Below are 20,983 nucleotides of genomic sequence, written 5' to 3'. Positions count from 1 at the left end.
ATTCACTCCTGAAAAGGGCTTCTCAGGCAATAAACATAAAATCATACAATTTGTATACAAAATGGCTTAGTCTAATTTTCTTTCATTCCCCGGCCTTTGGGAGGTGTAGCGCTGTTGGCCGTTTCGCGCAGTTCAGGTGTGTAAAATGTCTGGCGTGCGCGGCCTTCGTTTTTGGAGGCATAGAGAGCGATGTCGGCGTCCTCCATCACTGTCTCACGTGTGGCGCTTTTGCTGCTCTGTATCCAGACTGTACCGATGCTTGCCGATATTTCGCACAGTTGGTCGTTAAACGGTATAGGGGCTTCGATCCGGTCGATGATGCGACGACCGATCCGTTCCAGGACATTGACATCGCCAACATCGGGCAGAAGTACGGTAAACTCATCCCCCCCTACGCGCGCAACGGTATCGGTAACCCGTGTCTCTTCGATCATGGCTTTTGCCACCACCTGCAACACGTGATCCCCGGCCGCGTGGCCCAGCGTGTCATTGACCGCTTTGAAGTAGTCGAGATCAATATGCATGACCGCAAAACCCACATTTGCAGCCAGCAAACGCTCCAACACCTGATCGAGTTCGCGGCGGTTCTTCAGACCGGTCAACGTATCCGTATAGGCCTGCTCCTCTGCGGCGATTTTTGCCCCCTGCAGGCGCAGGTTCAGCTTTCGCGAAGCTTCCATGGCCGCCGATTTCGCTTCAACCAGATAGAGCATTTCGATGGCCAGATCGGTGGCGGCAAAATCAGCATTGGTGAGGGCATAGTCACGCACCCCGTCCAAAATTGAGATGCCAAAGGACAGGTTCACGATCGCGGTCCCAGCACCGTCGCAAACGAGAACGCCTTTAAGGCGCGCAGGCGGATCACCCCTCATCTCAAGATGTAGCTTGATATGGCGCGTCTCCCAAAGCTGGACGAGGGTGACGATACCTCTGGGTCGCATGACTGCGAAGGTCTCAAGAAATGAGCGCCCTTCCATCGCCATGTCAGGCCGCAGTTTTTGCGTCGTTGGGCCAACGTGCGTTATGACACCCTGAGCGTCCAGCGTCAGGTGCATCGGGCAAAGTACATCCAGAACCATAGGGTCAAACGCATGCTTCACGAGGCCCGCGCCCCTAAATCAAACACACGTCCATCGGAGTAATCGGATTCGATCAACTGAATGTGCACCGTTTCGCTGCCCGGCTCGATTTGCTCAAGATCCAGCACGGCTAACGCACCGTAGTCATCCGCCATCACCCGCAAAACCCCCATCATCAGATGTCCAAAGCCGGGCATGGGGCTTTCACATATCAGACTGTAACGGCCACCCTCATGGCCGTGCAATTCAATCGCCGGCAGCTCAAGATCAGCAACCGCCATACGCGCACGGTCCGGCAAGTCATCCAACGAGTGCAGAAAATCCTCGAAGTTCATGCCGCCAAAGCGCAATAGCCGCCGTACAGCCTCCGTATTAGGGTGCGTGACCAAATAGGTGCCAATGTCCTCCATCACCTCGTCCCGCGACCGGCGCAGCACCAGTGCCATGGCGTCCAGCACAGCGGGCGTGATCGAATCCTCATAGCAAAGCATAGGCTCAAACGACGGAGGCGAAACGCCAGCGCGCGCTGCCACTTCCAACCACGCCCGATCCCCGTAGCCGTCGCGCATGAAACTTTGGAAGCTGTGATTGATAAGCCCGTGCATCATGGCCTCTTGTTACTAGACCCCACAATGATGACCTGAGGGTATTAACAAGCGACTAATGCAAAAGCGGGCTCTGCAGTGGTGGTTAAAAGTCCGTTGGCGCACCACCTTCAGATTTGCGCCGCGCCACAAAAGCTGCCAGCTCTTCACGGATGGCCACGTCCATCGGCGGCTCTTCGAACGAGCCGACGATTTCCTTGAACATGTGATGTGCCCGCTCTTGCGTCCAGATACCGCCCGCGACCTCCCAGCCTTCGTAGTTGGTCCAATCACTCAGAAACGGTTGGTAGAAGGCGGTGGTATAGCGATCCTGCGTGTGCTGGATGCCAAAGAAATGGCCCTGATTGCCGACCGATTTGATCGCGTCCAACGCAATCTCATCCGGACCAGTGGCGCATATCGAGGGGTCCATATAACGCTGGATTTGTTGGAGAACCTCACAATCCATGATAAATTTCTCCGGGCTAGCGATCAGCCCGCCTTCAAGCCAGCCGGCCGCGTGATAGACCATATTAGTGCCGGACTGCACCGCAGCCCAAAGACTGTTGGACGTCTCCCACATGGCCTGCCCGTCCGGCACATTGGCCGCACAGACGCCGGATGAACGCATAGGCAACCCGTAAAAGCGGCAAAGCTGGCCAGTCATCTGCGTGGCACGCATATATTCAGGAGTGCCAAAGGCGGGCGCACCCGTCTTCATATCCACGTTAGAGGTGAAAGTGCCGATAGCCACGCTCGCACCCGGCCGAATGATCTGCGCCAGGACCACTGCGATCAGTGCCTCGGCCAGCGATTGCGCCACAGCGCCCGACATGGTGACGGGTGCCATAGCCCCCGCCAGCGTGAATGGCGTGACCACGAGCCCCTGATTGCGACGCGCAATGCGCATCCAGCCATCCAGCATCGGAATGTCATGCTTGAGCGGCGATGTGGAGTTGATGTTGGTGTACATCTTCGGACTGGCCTCGAACTCCTCGTCCGTCCAGCCGCCGGAAATACGCACCATCTCCATCACGTCCTCAACGCGCTCTTTGCCAAGGCTGTAGGCGTGCATCGCTTTATCGGTCAGTGTCAGCTTGTCATACAGCACGTCGAGGTGGCGCACGCTCGCGTGGATATCCACCGGCTCCACCGGATAGCCGCCGGCAAAGTGGATACAGTTGAAATATTGAGTGAGTTTCAGCAAATCGCGGCACTGTTCGCGGGTACCAGGAACCTTGCGACCCAACGCCATGTCCCAGTAGTTAGGCGGCGAGGAGACATTCCCGAACACCAAATTCTTGCCACCAATGGTAATAGCACGATCAGGGTTGCGGGGGGTCAGGGTGAACTCGGACGGCGCCATGGCGACATATTCCATCACCATTTCGCGGCCCATGCGCACATTCTCTCCGTCAATGGTGCAGCCTGCTCTACGCAAGATTTCCAGCGCCTCATGGTTCAGGATTTCAATCCCGATTTCCTCAAGGATACGCATCGCACCGTCATGGATGGCGGCCACCCCTTCAGGGCTCAGCGGCTCTGTCGGGCGGTCGATATTGATGGGAGGATTCCACGGCATCTGCTCAATGACCGAGGTCCCACGGCGCGTCTTTGCACCTGCGCGACCACCCCCCCGGGTTCTGCGTTTAGGCTCGTCGGTCATGGCAGTCTCCTGTGCTGTCTCACACCAGAAGGCCCCAAGTCAGTTCGCGCAGCCTATCCGTTCACGACGATTTTGGTCGTTTTTGACGCCTCACTGCGCTCCCTGCTCAGTCAGCCAAGCCGGAATTTCGCCGATATCGCGCAATACGATATTGGCATGGGGCGCCAGATCCTGCGCTGTGGCAGCGCCCGTCAGTACACCGATGGTGCGCATGCCTGCCGCACGGCCAGCATCCAGATCATGCGTGCTGTCCCCCACCATCACGATCTGCTCGGGCGGCAGGTTCACAGCCCGCGCAAAGCCAAGCAGCTGCCCCGGAGCAGGCTTGCCGCCAAAGCCACTGTCATAGCCTGCGATAAAGTCGAACAGGTCCGTCACCCCCACCGATGCCAGATGCGCCCGCGCAGGTCCTTCACTGTCGTTCGTCGCCAGACCAAGCGCGAGTCCCTGCGCACGAAACGCCTCTAGCAAAGGTCGCAACGGCACGGCCGGTTGTTGCGGCGCAATCGAGGCCTCCTCATTGATCATATCCAGTATCCCTTCGGGCGACAGATCGCTGAAGTGCGGTACCAAGGCCTGCGTCACCTCATTTGGCGTACCTGCAATCACCAGACTATCGCGGGCGAACTTGCCCGCTGACAAATCGAAACCAATGGCTTCCCCGATCGCGGCCGCACGGTTTTCGTCCCCTTTGGCAGCCCGGCGAAGAAAGGCCTTTGCCCAGGCTTCCCACGTGGCTGCGAAGTCGAACAATGTGCCATCTTTGTCAAAGCACAACCCTTTCACAGGGATCGATTTTCCGCTCATGTCCAATGTATCTGCTCCCCGCCCGGAAGGCTCTGACGCGCTTGGGCTAATTGCTCATAAGGTAGTACCTGCACATCACAGCATGCAATGACCCAAGCGTCATCCATCAGGATGAAGTCCAACACCGAGCCCAAGAACTCGGGGTCTTGCGCGGCACTGCGCATATCCCCCTCCGACACGCCGGAAGACCCTAAAAACACAGGCAATAGTTCCTCGTTTGCGACCAACCAAGCAAGGGACTGGAGGGCGATCGTTTCGGCGGTATTCCGCGTAAAGCTCATAGGGACGGTTCCACTTGAATCAAAATCTCAACGCTTTGTTAACTTATTTCTCACAAAACTACAGGCCAATGAGGCACGTATTTGGGGGGATCGAAAGTGCAGGGTAAAATCCTTATCATCGACGGTATTTCAACCAACCGTATCGTGCTCAAGGTTAAACTGACAGCCGCATTTTATGATGTTGTTCAGGCGGGTACGATGGCTGAGGCACTGGATATGATCCGCGCGGAAAAGCCTGATATTGTGGTTTCCGCGCTGGATTTACCCGACGGATCGGCGGCTCAGCTTTGCGCAACGCTGCGCAGCTCGACGCATACAGAATCCTTACCCGTGCTCGTCATCGCGTGCACCTCGGACAAGGAAGAACGTCTGCACATCCTGCGCGCAGGCGCCTTTGACGTTATGAACAAGCCGGTCAACGAAACCCTGCTGCTGGGGCGTGTCCGCAATATGATCCGCGCGCAAAACAGGCTGGCTGAATGGCAGATGCGCGATGATACAAGCTGCGCGCTGGGTCTAGCAGAGGCACCATCGGAATTTGTGGCACCGGGCAAGTTATTTCTGGTCGGATCGGATGCCGCCCCGCTGCAGGGCTGGACACGGCAACTGCTGCCCCAATTGAGAGCGTGCTATACGGTGACGCTATTGCGCGATGCAATGGCACGATTGCATGCGGGCACTGCGCCCGACGCAGTCATCATTGCCCAGCCCGAAGCTACCGATCAAATAGATGAGAGCTTTCGTTTGATTTCGGCCCTGCGCGCCAGCGCTCACACCCGTGACATTGCCTTATTGATCGTGCAGCACGCTCCGGATCCGCTGCGCGCGACCGCCGCGTTGGACATGGGCGCTGATGATGTCATGACCAAAGGCTTCGAGGCCGAGGAGCTTGCCCAGCGCATGCAGTTTTTGCTGAACCGCAAGCGGCGGGTGGCGCAAATGCTGCAAAGCGTGCGCACTGGTCTGCGCGAGGTGGTCAACGATCCGCTCACCGGCCTTTATAACCGCCGCTATGCCATGCCATATCTCACTCGCCTTATTGAACGCAGCGCGGGCAACCACTCCCCTTTCGCCGTGATTATTGGCGATATGGATTATTTCAAGCGCATCAATGATCAATACGGCCACGCATCGGGGGACGCTGTGCTGGTTGAGGCGGCCAAACGTTTGCGCCATGCGGTCCGCGGCTCGGATGTTGTGGCCCGCATTGGAGGAGAAGAGTTCCTGATCGCGATGCCGTCCACCTGCGTAAACGCTGCGCATGATATTGCTAGCCGTATCTGCACCACAATCAGTGGCACACCTTTTGCAATTCCCGGTGCGTCAAAGCCTGTATCGGTGACAATCAGCCTCGGATTGGCTTTGGGGCAAGACACCTCTCTGACAAATGCCCCCGCGCCAGAAAGAGTGGATGCGCTGCTCGACCGAGCAGACAAGGCACTTTACGGCGCGAAGCTACAGGGGCGCAACCGCGTCAGCCTCAGCAGACCTGAATCGCGCCCCGCCGCATAAGCTTGTGCCGATCCCTCCAAAAGCCACATCGCAATTATCATATTAGGGCCGTTTTTGCGGTGGACGTCTATCGAGCAAGTGCTGCAACCGGTCGGCATAGGCATTGCGCTCTGACACCGTCATTGAGGTCACGTAATCCAGCCACATTGCGGTTGCGGTTCCCTGACGAGCAAGACCGGCATAGCGTTCTGCCACCAGCACGCGCGTTGCGGCAGACGCGTCAAAGGGATCTTGCCGAAGTACCGCGATCATGTCGCCGGTCTCCATCCGCTTGGGCTCTGCGGCGCGCAACTGTTGACGCAGCGCGTGACGCGCCTCGCGCGGAAGCGCTTGCATGTATATCGCACCGCCCCGCGCCACCCGCTCTTCACGGTGATCGCCGCTCCTGTGGCGCCAAGACGCTCCCACAACGGCAGCAGCAACCGCAAAATTCACCGCCAGCGACAAGCCCAGCACAACAGGCATCCAGCGGCGTTTTTGTTTCACTTCAGCCATATCCTTAACCCTCTTCACTGTACCAACCGAACCCTGAGAGGTCCGCAAAATCATCATCTGTCGCCTGCTCGGTTGCACCGATCAGCACCAGCAGGTCAAGCGTGTCCGCAGGCGGCGCAACGCCCAGCCAGAACCCCGCGACAGTCGCCGTCACCAGTCCGCCCAGCCCTGCGGGACCGCCGATGGCATCCAGTAGCCTGCGCCAGATGGGCGCAGGCCGTTGCTGCGCCTGCGTATCGGCTTCAATACGCGCCAGCAAGGCGGTGGGCATCTGTGGTGGAGCCGCACGGGCGGCCTCAAACACCGCTTCAAGATCAAAGCTGTCAGACTGTTTCATCATCATATCCCAATGCATCGCGCATACCGGCCAGATCAGCCGTAAGCGCGCGTTTGCCACGGGCGGTCAGGCTTTCTACAGCCTCAACACCCACGTCCAGTATCTCGGCGATTTCGGGGTTCGCCAACCCTTCGATGTGGCGCAAGACCACAGCCTGACGCTGCCGTTCAGGCAAGCGTAGCAGCGCGGCCTGAAGCGCGTCATGACGCGCGCCATCTTGCAGCCTTGCCTCCACACCAGGCGACGGATCGGCGGGGGCGTCGATCTCGTCCAGTGTTTTGGTACGGCGTTGCCTCAGCCTGTCGGTACACAGATTGGCCACCACACGGTAAAGCCAAGTCGCCGCCTGTGCACGTCCTTCATCCCAGTTTCCAGCCTGTTTCCAAAGCCTCAACATGGCTTCTTGCGTGACGTCTTCGGCCTCGGCCCCGTCACCCAGCACCCGATAGGCATGAGCATAGGCACGCGGCGACAGACGGGCAGCAAGCAACCTTGCCGCCGCACCGTCACCAGCAGCATAGCGCGCCAAAAGGGCGGCATCCGCATCGCGCGCGGCGGTATGGTCCTGAGTATCTTTCAATGTCTCTTTCCGCTATCCATCCGGCCCTCTGCGTACAAGGGCCGGACGGTGTTAAGCAAAAGCTTAGTCTGCGTCGCGCTTCATCTTGTGTTTGCCATGACCGCGCGCCTTTGCAAACTCCTCAAGGCTCAGACCACCGCTCTTGTCGGCATCCAGCTTTGTGACCATTTTGGCCGGATCGCGACGGCTGTGCATTTCTTCCATAGAGATATCGCCACTTTTGTCAGCGTCCATCCGTTCGAAATGCTTGGCGGCGCGTTTGTCACGTTTGCCATCCTTGCTTTTCACCTTGGAGAGTTCTTCATCGCTCAGCTTGCCATCGCCGTCCGCGTCAAAACGCTGGAGCATGTGGTCCTTGTGGCGCTCTTGCATGCTTGCGCTGATTTCCTCAGCGGACAGCGCACCGTTGCCATCAGTATCCGCAGCCTTGAACCGTGTCGCGGCCTGCGCCTGCAACTCTTCTACCGCGACCTGACCATCGCTGTTGATGTCAATCTGGCCAAAGCGCTGTTGCATGCGGGCTTCGCCGCCACCGTCACGTGCCTGAGCCGATGTTGCGACAAGACCTGCTACGATCGCCATTGCGGTGAATGTTTCTTTAAACATGGTGTACTCCGTTTTCATCTCCTGCAACGGTCATTCTTGCCGTGCAGTTGGTATTAGTACGCCGCACCGCCGGAGTTCCGTCGCGGATAGTCGTAGAAAAAAATTGCGCGCCAGAGTTGAGACAAATCGCCACCTTTCATTTCAAGCACACTTGGCCCATTTATAAGCCAACAGACTTAGCAGGATAGAGCCATGCCGAATTCAGCCGCACAGCCAGCCATTGCCACAAACGTTCAAGACACGACACAAGAGCGGCTACGCATGCCTGCCATGCTACGCGGATGGCGTAGGAAGTGCCCGAATTGCGGTGCGGGCCCCCTGCTGTACGGCTATCTGAAGGTGCATGACCATTGCACCGTCTGTGAGCAAGAATTCCAACACCACCGCGCTGATGATGGCCCGGCCTACCTGACCATTCTTATTGTCGGGCATTTGATGGCACCGATGCTGCATGTGGTCTTTGTGCAGTTCCGGCCAGAACCTATTGTGCTGTTTACGATATTTGCAGTTGGCACGGTGGGATTGTCGCTCTACCTTCTTCCTAGATTGAAGGGAGCCTTGATAGGCTTCCAATGGGCCAAGGAAATGGGCGGCTTTGCACGCAGCACCTGACCGGCCCCGCGACAGCATGAGGGCCTATGAGCATTGATAAAACGGCGATCCGCAACGCGGCGACGGTAATTGTGATCCGTGACCGGATGACGACGCCTTCCATCTTGATGGGCCAGCGCGGATCAAAAGCGGCCTTTATGCCAAACAAGTTTGTCTTCCCCGGCGGTGCTGTGGATGCGGCGGACGCCCATGTGCCGCTTGGCTCATCCTTGCCAGCGCAATGTGCTGCAAGGATCGCAGAAGACGCCGATCCTGCCCTTGCCCGTGCCATCCCCGTCGCCGCCATTCGTGAGCTTTGGGAAGAGACTGGCCTGATCCTGGGGACCAAGGGAACGTGGCCAGATGAAATTCCTGCTGACTGGGGAACATTTGCCGCCAGTGGCCACCTGCCGCACGCCGAACCATTGCAGTTTGTCTTTCGCGCCCTGACCCCTCCCGGTCGGCCCCGCCGGTTTGATGCGCGGTTCTTCTTGGTTGATGTGGATGCGATCGCCAGTGATCCGGACAATTTCGACAACGCCTGCGACGAGCTTTCGCACCTACAATGGGTGCCTCTGACCGAAGCCCGCAGCTTTGACATGCCCTTCATCACCGAAGTCGTTCTGGCCGAGGTCGAGGCGCGAGCACGTGAACTGGAGCCACCTGCCTCTGTCCCTTATTTCAAGAACAACGATGAAGAGAGCCTATTCCTGCGGATGCGTGGTCACACCACACCCTACAAAGGGCAGAACTAGATCGCGAGGATCAGGAGTAGGATCGACGCCACCAGAATGGCGATCCCGCAGGCCTCTCGGGCGGTGATCTTTTCGCGGAAGAAAAGCGTGGATGCCAGCACGCTCAGGATCAGCTCGACCTGCCCCAACGCCTTGACGTAAGCCGCGTTTTGCAGCGTGAAGGCGATGAACCAGCACAGCGAGCCACCCATCGAGGTTAGTCCTATCCACAGCGCCACGCGGCGGGCACGCCAAACGCGCACCATCTCTCCGCTTTCGCGGAAATACAGCCAAACGGCCATGATAAGCGTTTGCATGATCACCACCGCCATCAGGGTCACACCGGCGCGCAGCAGCGGGTCATCAGCTGCCAGCGACAAGGTCGCTCCGCGATAGCTGACGGCTGAAAACGCAAACAAGATGCCGGAGGCTATGCCAAGCCCTGCTGCGCGGTTGCGCAAGTCCGACAGGTGAAAGCCCGTCGCCTCTTTGCCACCCGACAGCAGCAGCAATCCCACCAGCCCCAGCGCAATGGCTGCAAAGCCGCCCCAGCTCACCAGTTCCCCCAGCAGCACCAGCCCGACCAATACGGTCTGGATGACTTCGGTTTTCTTGAACGTAATCCCCACGGCAAAGTTGCGTTCTTTGAACAACGCAACAACACAGACCGTGGCGAGGATCTGCGTCGTGCCGCCCAGCAGGCCAAAACTCCAGAAACGCGCACCAAGCTCTGGCAGGCTCGCTTGTGTCATATGCATGTATGTCGCCAGCAAGGCGGCTATGAACGGTGCCGAATAGATGAAGCGCGAAAAAGTTGCCCCTGCGGGCGAAAGCGTGGCCGTGGCCAATACCTTTTGCAGCATAAAGCGCACCGTCTGAAAAGCAGCGGCAAACAGGGTAACGATGATCCAGAGGTCAGGCATGTTCATGCCGTTCTCCTGCATCAATCCGCGTCTGTATGCCAGAGCGGATGCGCAACGGGGTCTTTGGTCCTCCACAGGTAACGGCGAAAGATGGCTCCGTAGGACGGATAGACATAGCCGTGATTGCGCGTCACAAACCGCGCGCGCCGCTCAAGGTAAAGCGGCCAAAGCTCGTACCATGCAGCCTTGGGGTGCATATGGTGCACCACGTGCAGGTTGTTGTTGAGAAACAAGAACCCAAGCAGGCCGCGATCCTCAATGATCACGGTCCGCCCCGAGACACGCGCGTCTGCCTGATGTTCCAGAAAGGTCCGGATTTTCAACACCGACAAAGCACCATAGCACGCAGCAAGATAGAGCCAGATACTCAGATCAGACAGCACGACCGCCCAGAGGGACAGAACAGCACCCGGAATATGTATCAGCCAATCCGTCACAATTTCCCGCTGACCTGACCGAGCGTCAGCTAGGTCTTTACGAATGAATGCCACCATGCCAATCGCAGGGCCCAATGCGATGCGCCCCGCCAGTGTATTGTTGATCCACAACAGGCCACGCTGCCAGCGCGGCAGACGGGCCCAAACTTCGGGATCAAGGTAATTGGTTTCCGGATCGTCGTAAGGATCAGTCAATCTGGCATCGCGGTGGTGGGCAAGATGGGTGCGCTTGAACCGCAGGTAGGGCACAAACAGCCCTGGCTGCCACAAACCCAAAAGGGTCTCGGCGCGCTCTGCCCCAAAAGGGTGGCCATGCAGGAATTCGTGACTAAGAGAGCTGTGCAGAGTGAGCGCGAGAACCAGCAGCACAAAGGCAACCGCCCCCCATCCCGCAGGTAGCAATAGCGCGATACCCCAGAGACCCAAGACACCGGCGAACAGCCCAAGCGTCGGCCAATCCCACTGCACCATTTTGCGCGGTTGCGGTGGGTAGGTCTTGCTGTGATTCATGCAGTGTCTGCGCCCTTGCTGTTGTTGATTGGGAAAGATTAAAGCAATCGGCGCAACAGCGCTGTCCCGAGAACGACATGCCCAAGAGATTAGACTTTGGGGTCAGGGTTTTCAGTATGGCCGTCCACGGCGATCACTTGCCCCGATACCAGCCGTGCCGCGTCGGAGCCCAAAAAGACTGCCATATTGGCGATGTCCTCTGCCTCAACAAACCGGCGCATCGAGGTACCGGAGGCATAGCCGTCATAGACCTGATCACGGGTCATCCCCTTGGCCGCAGCCTCCCTCGCAAGGACGCCTTCCATGCGGTCGCCCTCAACCGCCCCCGGACAGATCGCATTGGCGCGGATACCGAAGGGTCCCAGCTCCATCGCCAATGTTTTCATCAAGCCGATAATCGCCCATTTCGCCGCCGCATAGGGCGCGCGGTTGGGATAGCCGTAAAGGCCCGCAGTCGATGACGTGAGGATGATCGCCCCCTGCCCTGCGGCTTTCATTCGCGGCGCTGCATGCTTGGCCGCCAGAAACGCGCCCTCAAGATTGACACTGACGCAGGCACGCCAGTCTTCCAGCGCGATGTCCTCGACCAGCGCCGTTGGGCCAGCAATGCCGGCATTGGCGCAAAGCACGTCAATGCTGCCCATCTCGGCCACCACCTGCGCCATTGCGTTTTCATCCACGGCGTTCGCCTTGCGGCTGCTCCACGTCGTCGGCAGCGCCGCCAAGGCATCCTCATCCAGGTCTGTTACCCAAACCTCCATACCCGCCGCCTCGAACGCGGCGCCCATAGCGCGGCCAATGCCCGAAGCGCCGGCTGTGATCAGGACGCGCTTCATTTTGCCGCGCCGATTGAGCGGCCCAGCCCTTCGGGAGACGGCAATCCTGCGTGGCCGGCCGCAAAGCGCACCAGTGCTGCTTCGATATGCGGCGCGGGGGGCGTGGATTTGCGGGTCTCAAGGCTTACGTGCAGCAAGAAATGCTCTCCTGTGGCCAGCAAACGGTCGCCTTCGTACATCTCGTGCCACAGGTGCATCTTTTTGCCCTCACCCACAACCACACGGGTGCGTACGGTAACGCGCGCGCCTGCGTGGACTTCATCCAGATGGCGGATATGTGTCTCGGCGGTAAAGTAGCTGCCGCCGGACGAGATATACTCTGCATCACAACCGATGATCGCCATGAACCGGTCCGTCGCATCCGCGAAGGCCTGCAAATAACGCGATTCCGTCATGTGACCGTTATAGTCTGTCCAGTTGAGCGGCACTGTGCGGTGCGCTGTCTCAACCAGTTGATCGGCAGGTAGGTCCGCCGCCACAGCGCCATGCACCGTGCCTACGCGCATTTCACGTTCTTGCGCGTTCAGCAAAGCACCCGCGCCCCAATCCTGCGCCTTCAGACCGCGCATCATCACAACAAGGTTGTTGTCGCGGATGCGTTCCAGTTCGCGAATCGAGTGCATGCCTGATTGCTCATCCGACTGGCCTGCGATCAGATCCACGAGTTCGTCGTTGAAGTCGGGGACATCCATCAGCTTGGTCCATGGCCATTTCAGCGCGGGTCCAAATTGCGCCATGAAGTGCTTCATGCCGGCCTCACCGCCAGCCACGCGGTAGGTTTCGAACAGGCCCATCTGCGCCCAGCGGATACCAAAGCCATAACGGATCGCGTTGTCGATTTCTTCCGTGGTTGCGATGCCGTCCTTAACCAGCCACAGCGCCTCGCGCCAGACCGCCTCAAGGAAGCGGTCGGCCACATGGGCGTCGATCTCTTTCTTCAGGTGCAGCGGGTACATCCCGAGCGAAGAAATAATGCCCTTCGCGGTCTCGACAAGCGCGGGATCAGCATCGGTTGTGACCAGCTCAATCAGCGGCAGCAGGTAGACCGGATTGAACGGGTGCGCGACCATGATCTGCTCGGGGCGCGTGGCGCCTTGCTGCAATTCTGATGGTTTGAAGCCCGAGGTGGAAGAGCCGATCACTGCATCAGACGCACAGGCGGCTTGAATCTCGGCGAATGTCTTATGCTTGATCTCCAAGCGCTCGGGCACGCTTTCCTGTATCCAAGCGGCACCGGACACGGCCTCCGCTATCGTGTCGTGAAAGCTCAGGGTGCCTTCGTCAGGCAGTGCCAGATCCGTCAGACCTGGCAGCGAGCGCCTCGCGTTCGCCATCACTTCGCCGATCTTGCGTTCGGTTTGCGGATCAGGGTCAAAAATCTGTACGTTCCAACCATTGAGGATAAAGCGCGCGGCCCATCCCCCGCCAATTACACCGCCGCCAATAATTGCTGCTGTTTTGCTCATTTTACCGTCCTTAGTTGGCGGACATCATATCCGTTGAAATCTAGTATCTCGCGCGCGGCCTTGATTCGGTCTGCACCACCTTTGGTACTGCGATCCACGATCCAGCCGAAATCGCCCGTTTTGTTGCCTAGAACCGCCGTGCGGAATCCTTCGTCGACCCAAAGCACCCAGAAATTACGGGTTTGCCCATTTGGCATTTTCACGCGGAACTGGCCTTTGCCCTGACGTGTCAGCGGCAAGTCTTCGGAATAATCTCCACATACGCCCGCAGGATCGCAAACAAACACCCCAAGCCGCATCACAGAGCCCTTGGGACCGTCAATGATACGAAACGCCATGCGGTCAATATCCCGATCAAAACCCGCACGGACGTACCACACGCCCCCGAACTTCTTTTCGTCAAAGCGGGAGGTCACCCCGATCAACGCGCTTTGGTCGCGGTAGATAGGGCCGACGGGCAGCGGCGCGGGCAGCTCTCCGGCGCAAGCGCCCAGCGCCACCAACGCTGCCGTAAGAAGCCCTCGGATCACTTCGGCATCCGCTTTTGCAGACCCAGTTTCTCACGTACCTGCGCAGGTCCGATCAACGTGGCGCCCATCGCCTCAATGATGCCACGCGCGCGGGTGACCAGTTCGTGGTTCTCCGCCAGCACGCCTTTGTCGAGCCACAGGTTATCTTCCAGTCCCACACGCACATGGCCACCCGCCAGCACGCTTGCCGCGACGTAGGCCATCTGGTTGCGCCCCAACCCGAAGGCCGAGAACGTCCAGTCATCGGGCACATTGTTTGCCATCGCCATGAAAGTATTGAGGTCATCCGGAGCGCCCCATTTGACGCCCATACAAAGCTGCACCAGCGCGGGGCTGTCCAGAACGCCCTGCTTGACCAGCTCTTTAGCGTACCAAAGGTGACCAGTATCAAAGGCTTCGATCTCGGGCTTTACGCCCAGATCGGTCATCATTTGCCCCATCGCCACCAGCATTCCCGGCGTGTTGGTCATCACGTAGTCTGCCTCGGCAAAGTTCATGGTGCCGCAATCAAGCGTGCAGATTTCCGGCAAACATTCAGTGATGTGGGCCATCCGCTCGGTCGCACCCGCCATGTCTGTACCAGCAGCGTTGAGATCCATCGGGTTCTCGACACCCCCAAAAACGATGTCCCCGCCCATGCCCGCCGTGAGGTTTAGCACAACATCCGTATCGCTGTCACGAATACGCTCTGTAACCTCGCGGTACAGCGCCACATCGCGGCTTGGCGCGCCTGTCTGTGGGTCGCGCACGTGGCAATGCACCACTGCGGCACCGGCCTTGGCCGCGGCAATCGCGCTATCGGCGATCTGCTCGGGACTACGCGGCACATGATGGCTGCGGTCTTGAGTGGCACCCGATCCGGTGACGGCACAGGTGATAAAGACCTCGCGGTTCATGGCTAGTGGCATGATATTCTCCCAGTTATTTTAGCGTGATACTGCGCGAGGGCATGGCACTTTTCCATCCCCAAAAGCGGCAGGATTTGTCGTCTTTAAGCTTTAGTAAGGCATCGGATGCGCGCGGTGTGCCGCATCGATATCCACCATAATCTCATCGCCCAGCACCAGATCGGCACCAGCCAGAATGTGATCAAGCTGCGCCACAGAGGTCGCGCCAAAAATGACACTGGCCATAAAGGGCCGGTCGCGAACAAAAGCCATCGCCATATGCACAGGATCGATCCCGTGCTTGTCCGCCACATCCAGATAGGCCTGAACCGCCTCAAAAGCGCCCGGCGTTTTGCGCCCGCCCAGCTCGGGGCTTAACGACAGGCGTGAACCTTCGGGTACCGCGCCACCTTGATATTTACCCGTCAACAACCCCGTCGCCAAAGGCGAGAAAGACAACATGCCGATATCTTCGTTATAGCAAGTCTCTGCCACGTCGGTATCTGCCAGGCGGCACATGAGAGAGTATTCATTCTGCACTGTTGCCACACGTGGCCCGCCTACCCGCTCCGCCGCGTTGGCCCACTGAGTCAGGCCCCATGCGCTCTCGTTGCTCATGCCGAAAGCACGGATTCGCCCGCGATCAACCTCGCGCTGAAGCGCGCCAAGGCAATCTTCCATGTTCTGGATCGTTTCCGCGCGCGACTGGCTGGATGGGTCGTAACGCCAGTTTTGGCGGAACATATAGCTGCCGCGATTGGGCCAATGGAACTGGTAGAGGTCGATATAGTCAGTCTTGAGCCGCGCCAGTGAGCCGTCGAGCGCTAGGGGGATCGACTCTGCCGTGATCGGCGCGCCGTCCCGCACATAGGCAATACCTTCGCCGGAGTGTTTCGTGGCCAGCACCATATCGCTACGCCGCGAGGTGGCTGCAAACCATTCCCCGATGACCTCTTCGGTTCTGCCTTGCGTCTCGGCGCTGAGCGGATTGACGGGATACATCTCTGCAGTGTCGACAAAGTTGATAGCTGCGGCCAAGGCGCGTTCGATCTGCGCGTGGCCCTCTGCAAGGGTGTTCTGCGTGCCCCAAGTCATTGAGCCAAGACAGAATTTGGACACTTCGATGCCCGTGCGACCCAGTGTTGTCATATGCATGTGCGACTCCTCGTTCCTATGAATTGCGGGCAAGGTACGCAGGCCACCGCCAGCCGCAAGCACGATTCAGAGCCAAGCCTAGGGTATTGTAAAAGAATCCGACATTCGTGTCGGTTTTCGCTAGCCTTCGATCAACAAAAGCGCGCAAACATTCGGTATGCGGATGATGATCTCCTTTGCGGCGCTGTTTCTTTCGGTTGTCCTTTTGCAGCTTTCTTCTGGCGGGGTTGGCCCGTTGGATGTGCTTTCAGGCTCGGCGTTGGGGTTCAGCAACCAAGAGATCGGGATGCTCGGCTCAGCGCATTTCTTCGGTTTTTTCATTGGATGCTGGTTTGCCCCACGCCTGCTGGGCACGGTGGGGCATAGCCGCGCCTTTGCCGCCTTCACTGCCGCTGGCAGCATCGGATTGTTGGCGCACATGATGGTCATCAATCCCTACGCATGGGCGCTGATGCGCGTGGCGTCAGGCCTATGTGTGGCGGGCTGTTACACGGTGGTCGAGGCATGGCTTCAGTCCAAAGTCACCAATGCAACCCGTGGCCGCGCCATGGGCACCTACCGTATGGTCGACATGACGGGCAGCCTGTGTGCCCAAGGCATCGTCGGCATTTTGGCACCGGCAGACTATATCTCATATAATATTCTGGCGATCCTTTGCTGTGCGGCCCTTTTACCGATCACTCTTACCACCGCGACGCAGCCAGAGACGCCGAAGTCCCCCCGACTGCGGCCCGGTCTGGCCTATACCCGCTCCCCACTGGCGGTGGCCGGCGTAATCGCCGCCGCCCTTTCCAGTGCATCCTTCCGGATGGTGGGCCCGATCTATGGCCAGGAAATGGGGCTGAGTGCAGGGCAAATTGCGTGGTTTCTGGCATCTTTCGTCGTTGGCGGCGCGCTCGCGCAATTTCCTGTGGGCTGGATCGCGGACAAATTTGACCGCCGCAAAGTGCTGATCTGGCTGTCGGTCGCGGCCATTGGCAGCTGCGCTGTGACAATGTCCACGGCACACCTCGGCGTGATGGGGATACTGCTTTCCTCAGCGCTGTTCGGGCTGACGACTTTCCCGATCTATTCCGTCGCTGCCGCGCATGCCCATGACTTTGCCAGCTCCGATGAGAGGGTCGAGCTTTCTGCCGCGCTGATGTTCTGGTTTGCCATGGGTGCTATCGCAGCCCCCTACGGCGCGTCGATTCTGATTGACGTTTATGGCCCCAAAGCGCTGTTTGTCATGTTGGCCGCAGGCCATGGTCTGCTGATCGCTTTCGGCGTCATCCGCATGCGATCTGGTCGCACACCGCGCAAACGGACCGCATACATCAACGCGCTGCGCACTAGCTTTATTATCGGACGATTGACCGGACGCACCCGCGAAAAACCCCGCAGCGAGTGATCAGGCACGTCGTTGCGGGCAGCCTGCCTCTGGCAGGACCGCGCCTGCCCTGCTAAAGCACACCCAAGCACAGAAAAGGCCGCATTATGACACGTCATCTGATCACCTCCGCAATTCCCTATATCAACGGCATCAAACATCTCGGCAATCTGGTAGGCAGTCAGCTGCCAGCAGACCTTTATGCCCGCTACCTGCGCAGCCGCGGCAACGAGGTTCTGTTCCTCTGCGCCACGGACGAGCACGGCACACCGGCCGAACTGGCCGCTGCAAAGGCTGGCAAACCCGTCGAGGAATACTGCGCCGAGATGTACGCCGTGCAACGCGACATCGCGCAGGGCTTCGGGCTCAGCTTTGATCACTTCGGCCGTTCGTCATCAGAGCAAAACAGGCACCTGACCCAGCATTTTGCAGGTGCGCTGGCCGATGAGGGCCTTATCGACGAAGTTGAGCAGAGCCAGATCTATTCCGAGACAGATGGCCGCTTCCTTCCTGATCGCTATGTCGAGGGCACCTGCCCCAACTGCGGCTTTGAAGACGCGCGAGGCGATCAATGTGACAACTGCACCAAGCAGCTTGACCCCGAAGACCTGATCAACCCGCGCTCAACCGTGTCGGGTGCTACCGATCTGGAAATGCGTGCGACCAAGCACCTGTTCTTGAAGCAGTCCCAGATGAAAGACCGCCTGAACGACTGGATCGAAAGCAAGACAGACTGGCCTGTCCTTACCACCTCAATTGCCCAGAAATGGCTGCATGACGGCGACGGCCTGCAAGACCGTGGCATTACCCGCGACCTCAAATGGGGTGTGCCCGTTAAACGTGGTGACGAAGATTGGCCCGGCATGGAAGGCAAGGTTTTCTACGTCTGGTTTGACGCACCCATCGAATACATCGCCTGCGCACAAGAATGGGTCGATGCCGGCAAGGGCACTGATTGGGAGCGCTGGTGGCGCACCGATAAAGGCGCCGATGATGTGCGCTATACCCAGTTTATGGGCAAGGATAACGTGCCCTTCCATACGCTCAGCTTCCCAGCCACGATCATGGGCTCAAACGAGCCGTGGAAACTGGTCGATTACATTAAATCGTTCAACTACCTCAACTACGACGGCGGCCAGTTCTCCACTTCGCGTGGGCGCGGTGTGTTCATGGATCAGGCGCTGGAAATTCTGCCCGCCGACTACTGGCGCTGGTGGCTGCTGAGCCACGCGCCAGAAACATCTGATTCCGAATTCACGTGGGAGGCATTCCAGACAGACGTAAACAAAGACCTCGCGGATGTTCTGGGCAACTTCGTCAGCCGCATTACCAAATTCTGCCGCGCCAAGTTTGGCGAAGCTGTGCCAGAGGCAGGCGAATACGGCAAAGCCGAGAATGCGCTAATCGCTGATCTAACCGAACGTGTGGCGCACTACGCCGAGCAGATGGACAAGATGGAAGTCCGCAAATCAGCCGCCGAGCTGCGCGCAATCTGGGCTGCTGGCAACGAATACCTGCAAGCGCAGGCACCGTGGACCACGTTCAAGACCGATCCCGACAAAGCGGCAGCGCAAGTGCGGCTCGCCCTGAACCTGATCCCGCTCTACGCGACACTCGCAGCCCCCTTCATTCCCGATGCCGCGGAAAAGATGCTGGCGGGTATGAAAATCGCTGATGTCGGCTGGCCGGAGGATATTCCCGCGGCAGTGGCGCAGCTGACCGCAGGTCACGTGTTCGAGGTCCCAGAGGTTCTGTTCGCCAAAATCACCGATGAGCAGCGTGAAGAATGGGCAACGCGCTTTGCGGGCAAGCGCGACTGATATGGCGCTGGTTCAGATCAAGCATGCGGGCCGCATCGCTACAGTCTCCTTTGACCGCGGCACCAAGGCAAACGCCCTATCGCTTGATCTGATGAAGGAATTGACTGTAGCCGCCCGCAGTTTCGAGGACGATCACGAGACCGCATGCGTAGTCCTGCGCGGGCGGGACGACAATTTCTGCCTTGGATTTGATCTGACAGATCCCGCGACCCTAGCGCTGAAAGAGATGCCTCTGTCGCAACGCCGTATTGCCCTCTCTCTTGGATCACGGTTGTGCAAGGCATGGGAGGACATCGCCCCCCTCACGATCTGCGCAGTTGAAGGCTGGTGCGTAGGCGGTGGCTTGGCGCTGGCAGCAACCTGCGATCTTCGTGTTGCCTCTGACAGCACGTCCTTCTACATCCCTGAAATCGCGCGCGGGCTGAACATGTCTTGGGGCTCGGTCCCAAGGATTACCAATCTGGTAGGCCCAGCCAAGGCCAAGCGGCTGATTCTGTTAGCTGAAAAACTGACTGCAGCCGATGCTGTTCTCTGGGGGCTCGCAGACCGCCTTGCACCATCAGGCGGAACGTATGACGCGGCCCAAAGCTGGGCCGAAACCGCAGCCCATATGCCACCCGTTGCCCTGCGCATGTGCAAAAGGGACATCAACGCCTACGCAAATGCTCTCGCACATGTGGCAAGCCATAGCGACTATGACGGCTTCACCCTTATGCACGCTAGCGATGACGCAGCTGAAGGCGTCGCGTCTTTTGTTGAAAGGCGCCCGCCGGATTTTACCGGTAGCTGAAAAAATTGGTCCGGGCGGTGCGCATTGCAATCATGTTTTTTTGTTATTCCCCTGAACACCGACCAGCGCACTATACTGCTGCATTATTGAACTTTCCATGTAACATGGCACTCCATGATGCCCTAACCCATACCTTATCTTTAGGGTGTTGCACTTGCCTGAGAAGCAATCCCGCAAGCGTACGAAGGGCTGCAGCGTGCAGGGCAAGTCCATTCCGAGGGATAAGCTCGAAAATCAGTTCGAAGAAATGCTTCAGAACCTTACTCCGACGGCCGGGACGTTCGAACTAGCCAAGCTGATGTTTGACGAAGCGTGGGAACACCGTCGTTCAGACAATCAAGCAGAGGTCTCGCGGCATAAATCTCGACAGAGACAAATTGAGAAAGAGGTCAGGTCGCTTGTCGACAGGGCTGCTCGAACTCAGCACGATGAGACGGCCCGAGCTTACGAGAGCAGGGTGGCTGAGTTGCGCTCTGAAACCGCCCTTTTGGAGGAAAATTTAGCTTCACAGCACATCCCAGAGAAAAATTCCGTGAAATGTTCGAACTTGTGATGAATTACCTCTCAAGACCTTGTAATATATGGGAAAATATATCATATGAACTGAGGAGAGCAGTGATCGGGCTGACCTTCACATCGCCCCTGAGCGTGTCGCGAAAAGAGGGGCTTCGAACTGCAGAAATTACCTTACTCATCAAGGCGTTACAGTTTCTATCCGTATCAGAAAGTAAAATGGTGCACCCAAAGGGAGAAACATCGAACTTACTATTTGAGGAACTGGCTCGTTGGGAGAGCGCATTAAGGCGATAAATAAATGTACTTTGGGCGGAGAGCCGCCGTTCGCTGCGATCTGCACCAAGGTCAGCTATGCGCGGCGGTCTCAACTGATCGACGCAACACATGCATTGAAACGCTCTGCGGGAGTTTCATACCCCTGAAGTGGTCCTGCTTTTTAGGACAGTTTTGCGGCTTGGCTAAGATGCATCTG

The 20,983-nt window shown here is 58.2% G+C and carries 23 protein-coding genes; 7 read left to right on the top strand and 16 right to left on the bottom strand.

The annotated features are described in order from the left end of the window. Window positions 1-71 precede the first annotated feature (71 nt). The 5 genes from V7730_RS11625 to V7730_RS11605 form a co-directional block, all read right to left on the bottom strand. Entirely contained in the window at window positions 72-1,100 is a 1,029-nt protein-coding gene (locus tag V7730_RS11625) for a GGDEF domain-containing protein (protein ID WP_335747757.1), read from the bottom strand. Continuing rightward, window positions 1,097-1,684: a heme NO-binding domain-containing protein gene (locus V7730_RS11620; RefSeq protein ID WP_443070211.1), complete on the bottom strand. Its 588-nt coding sequence runs from the start codon at window positions 1,682-1,684 to the stop codon at window positions 1,097-1,099. Before V7730_RS11620 ends, V7730_RS11625 begins: the two co-directional genes overlap by 4 nt. An 85-nt stretch (window positions 1,685-1,769) precedes the next feature. Further along, on the bottom strand, window positions 1,770-3,329 hold the full coding sequence (locus V7730_RS11615) for a trimethylamine methyltransferase family protein (protein WP_335747755.1): 1,560 nt from the start codon (window positions 3,327-3,329) through the stop codon (window positions 1,770-1,772). 90 nt (window positions 3,330-3,419) lie between these two features. Continuing rightward, entirely contained in the window at window positions 3,420-4,136 is a 717-nt protein-coding gene (locus V7730_RS11610) for an HAD family hydrolase (RefSeq protein WP_335747754.1), read from the bottom strand. Then, complete coding sequence (locus V7730_RS11605) at window positions 4,133-4,417, bottom strand: DUF3572 domain-containing protein (protein ID WP_335747753.1); 285 nt, start codon at window positions 4,415-4,417, stop codon at window positions 4,133-4,135. Before V7730_RS11605 ends, V7730_RS11610 begins: the two co-directional genes overlap by 4 nt. Before the next feature lie 81 nt (window positions 4,418-4,498). Between V7730_RS11605 and V7730_RS11600 the strand changes: the two genes are divergently transcribed. Next, on the top strand, window positions 4,499-5,929 hold the full coding sequence (locus V7730_RS11600; RefSeq protein ID WP_335747752.1) for a diguanylate cyclase: 1,431 nt from the start codon (window positions 4,499-4,501) through the stop codon (window positions 5,927-5,929). Between the two features lie 42 nt (window positions 5,930-5,971). Here the strand turns inward: V7730_RS11600 and V7730_RS11595 are convergent, their stop codons facing one another. The 4 genes from V7730_RS11595 to V7730_RS11580 form a co-directional block, all read right to left on the bottom strand. After that, window positions 5,972-6,424 carry a periplasmic heavy metal sensor gene (locus V7730_RS11595; protein ID WP_335747751.1) on the bottom strand — a complete coding sequence of 151 codons (453 nt, stop codon included), beginning with the start codon at window positions 6,422-6,424 and terminating at the stop codon, window positions 5,972-5,974. 4 nt (window positions 6,425-6,428) lie between these two features. Then, window positions 6,429-6,767, bottom strand: coding sequence for a hypothetical protein (locus V7730_RS11590; RefSeq protein ID WP_335747750.1), 339 nt, complete (start codon window positions 6,765-6,767; stop codon window positions 6,429-6,431). Next, window positions 6,748-7,341, bottom strand: a complete 594-nt coding sequence (locus V7730_RS11585) for an RNA polymerase sigma factor (protein ID WP_335747749.1) — start codon at window positions 7,339-7,341, stop codon at window positions 6,748-6,750. The genes V7730_RS11590 and V7730_RS11585 overlap by 20 nt, the downstream gene beginning before the upstream one ends. A gap of 63 nt (window positions 7,342-7,404) precedes the next feature. Further along, window positions 7,405-7,947, bottom strand: a complete 543-nt coding sequence (locus V7730_RS11580) for an EF-hand domain-containing protein (protein WP_335747748.1) — start codon at window positions 7,945-7,947, stop codon at window positions 7,405-7,407. 261 nt (window positions 7,948-8,208) lie between these two features. Between V7730_RS11580 and V7730_RS11575 the strand changes: the two genes are divergently transcribed. Further along, entirely contained in the window at window positions 8,209-8,559 is a 351-nt protein-coding gene (locus V7730_RS11575) for a DUF983 domain-containing protein (protein ID WP_335747778.1), read from the top strand. A gap of 26 nt (window positions 8,560-8,585) precedes the next feature. Then, entirely contained in the window at window positions 8,586-9,293 is a 708-nt protein-coding gene (locus tag V7730_RS11570) for an NUDIX hydrolase (RefSeq protein ID WP_335747747.1), read from the top strand. Here the strand turns inward: V7730_RS11570 and V7730_RS11565 are convergent. The 7 genes from V7730_RS11565 to V7730_RS11535 all read right to left on the bottom strand — a co-directional run bounded on the left by V7730_RS11565 (window position 9,290) and on the right by V7730_RS11535 (window position 16,016). Beyond that, on the bottom strand, window positions 9,290-10,195 hold the full coding sequence (locus V7730_RS11565; protein WP_335747777.1) for an EamA family transporter: 906 nt from the start codon (window positions 10,193-10,195) through the stop codon (window positions 9,290-9,292). The genes V7730_RS11570 and V7730_RS11565 overlap by 4 nt on opposite strands. Before the next feature lie 20 nt (window positions 10,196-10,215). Then, a complete protein-coding gene (locus tag V7730_RS11560; protein ID WP_335747746.1) occupies window positions 10,216-11,142 on the bottom strand; it encodes a fatty acid desaturase in 927 nt (308 codons plus the stop codon). Between the two features lie 89 nt (window positions 11,143-11,231). After that, the gene (locus V7730_RS11555; protein WP_335747745.1) at window positions 11,232-11,978 is read right to left on the bottom strand and encodes an SDR family oxidoreductase; all 747 of its coding nucleotides are present in this window, start codon (window positions 11,976-11,978) and stop codon (window positions 11,232-11,234) included. After that, window positions 11,975-13,444: a carnitine 3-dehydrogenase gene (locus V7730_RS11550; RefSeq protein ID WP_335747744.1), complete on the bottom strand. Its 1,470-nt coding sequence runs from the start codon at window positions 13,442-13,444 to the stop codon at window positions 11,975-11,977. The genes V7730_RS11555 and V7730_RS11550 overlap by 4 nt, the downstream gene beginning before the upstream one ends. After that, window positions 13,441-13,974: a lipocalin family protein gene (locus V7730_RS11545; RefSeq protein WP_335747743.1), complete on the bottom strand. Its 534-nt coding sequence runs from the start codon at window positions 13,972-13,974 to the stop codon at window positions 13,441-13,443. Before V7730_RS11545 ends, V7730_RS11550 begins: the two co-directional genes overlap by 4 nt. After that, the gene (locus V7730_RS11540; protein WP_335747742.1) at window positions 13,971-14,882 is read right to left on the bottom strand and encodes a 3-keto-5-aminohexanoate cleavage protein; all 912 of its coding nucleotides are present in this window, start codon (window positions 14,880-14,882) and stop codon (window positions 13,971-13,973) included. The genes V7730_RS11545 and V7730_RS11540 overlap by 4 nt, the downstream gene beginning before the upstream one ends. A 90-nt stretch (window positions 14,883-14,972) precedes the next feature. Beyond that, entirely contained in the window at window positions 14,973-16,016 is a 1,044-nt protein-coding gene (locus tag V7730_RS11535; protein ID WP_335747741.1) for an aldo/keto reductase, read from the bottom strand. A 157-nt stretch (window positions 16,017-16,173) separates the two neighbouring features. On the opposite strand from V7730_RS11535, the gene V7730_RS11530 reads away from it, so the two are divergent. The 4 genes from V7730_RS11530 (at window position 16,174) to V7730_RS11515 (ending at window position 20,548) form a co-directional block, all read left to right on the top strand. Further along, window positions 16,174-17,406: an MFS transporter gene (locus tag V7730_RS11530; RefSeq protein ID WP_335747740.1), complete on the top strand. Its 1,233-nt coding sequence runs from the start codon at window positions 16,174-16,176 to the stop codon at window positions 17,404-17,406. An 86-nt stretch (window positions 17,407-17,492) separates the two neighbouring features. After that, window positions 17,493-19,205 carry a methionine--tRNA ligase gene (gene metG, locus V7730_RS11525; RefSeq protein ID WP_335747739.1) on the top strand — a complete coding sequence of 571 codons (1,713 nt, stop codon included), beginning with the start codon at window positions 17,493-17,495 and terminating at the stop codon, window positions 19,203-19,205. Beyond that, window positions 19,165-19,995: an enoyl-CoA hydratase/isomerase family protein gene (locus V7730_RS11520; protein WP_335747738.1), complete on the top strand. Its 831-nt coding sequence runs from the start codon at window positions 19,165-19,167 to the stop codon at window positions 19,993-19,995. The genes metG and V7730_RS11520 overlap by 41 nt, the downstream gene beginning before the upstream one ends. 154 nt (window positions 19,996-20,149) lie before the next feature. Next, a complete protein-coding gene (locus tag V7730_RS11515) occupies window positions 20,150-20,548 on the top strand; it encodes a hypothetical protein (protein ID WP_335747737.1) in 399 nt (132 codons plus the stop codon). The last annotated feature ends 435 nt before the right edge of the window (window positions 20,549-20,983 follow it).

The organism is Sulfitobacter sp., assembly GCF_036961165.1.
GTDB lineage: Bacteria > Pseudomonadota > Alphaproteobacteria > Rhodobacterales > Rhodobacteraceae > Sulfitobacter.
This window is presented reverse-complemented; position numbering and strand designations above follow the sequence as displayed.

Excerpts from the sequence above, each read along its gene's own strand:
- V7730_RS11570 (WP_335747747.1), top strand. The coding sequence starts at position 8,586 with ATGAGCATTGATAAAACGGCGATCCGCAACGCGGCGACGGTAATTGTG.
- V7730_RS11610 (WP_335747754.1), bottom strand. The coding sequence starts at position 4,136 with ATGAGCGGAAAATCGATCCCTGTGAAAGGGTTGTGCTTTGACAAAGAT.
- V7730_RS11620 (WP_443070211.1), bottom strand. The coding sequence starts at position 1,684 with ATGCACGGGCTTATCAATCACAGCTTCCAAAGTTTCATGCGCGACGGC.
- metG (WP_335747739.1), top strand. The coding sequence starts at position 17,493 with ATGACACGTCATCTGATCACCTCCGCAATTCCCTATATCAACGGCATC.
- V7730_RS11565 (WP_335747777.1), bottom strand. The coding sequence starts at position 10,195 with ATGCCTGACCTCTGGATCATCGTTACCCTGTTTGCCGCTGCTTTTCAG.
- V7730_RS11580 (WP_335747748.1), bottom strand. The coding sequence starts at position 7,947 with ATGTTTAAAGAAACATTCACCGCAATGGCGATCGTAGCAGGTCTTGTC.
- V7730_RS11555 (WP_335747745.1), bottom strand. The coding sequence starts at position 11,978 with ATGAAGCGCGTCCTGATCACAGCCGGCGCTTCGGGCATTGGCCGCGCT.
- V7730_RS11540 (WP_335747742.1), bottom strand. The coding sequence starts at position 14,882 with ATGCCACTAGCCATGAACCGCGAGGTCTTTATCACCTGTGCCGTCACC.
- V7730_RS11575 (WP_335747778.1), top strand. The coding sequence starts at position 8,209 with ATGCCTGCCATGCTACGCGGATGGCGTAGGAAGTGCCCGAATTGCGGT.
- V7730_RS11590 (WP_335747750.1), bottom strand. The coding sequence starts at position 6,767 with ATGATGATGAAACAGTCTGACAGCTTTGATCTTGAAGCGGTGTTTGAG.
- V7730_RS11535 (WP_335747741.1), bottom strand. The coding sequence starts at position 16,016 with ATGCATATGACAACACTGGGTCGCACGGGCATCGAAGTGTCCAAATTC.
- V7730_RS11530 (WP_335747740.1), top strand. The coding sequence starts at position 16,174 with ATGCGGATGATGATCTCCTTTGCGGCGCTGTTTCTTTCGGTTGTCCTT.
- V7730_RS11595 (WP_335747751.1), bottom strand. The coding sequence starts at position 6,424 with ATGGCTGAAGTGAAACAAAAACGCCGCTGGATGCCTGTTGTGCTGGGC.
- V7730_RS11560 (WP_335747746.1), bottom strand. The coding sequence starts at position 11,142 with ATGAATCACAGCAAGACCTACCCACCGCAACCGCGCAAAATGGTGCAG.
- V7730_RS11615 (WP_335747755.1), bottom strand. The coding sequence starts at position 3,329 with ATGACCGACGAGCCTAAACGCAGAACCCGGGGGGGTGGTCGCGCAGGT.
- V7730_RS11605 (WP_335747753.1), bottom strand. The coding sequence starts at position 4,417 with ATGAGCTTTACGCGGAATACCGCCGAAACGATCGCCCTCCAGTCCCTT.
- V7730_RS11550 (WP_335747744.1), bottom strand. The coding sequence starts at position 13,444 with ATGAGCAAAACAGCAGCAATTATTGGCGGCGGTGTAATTGGCGGGGGA.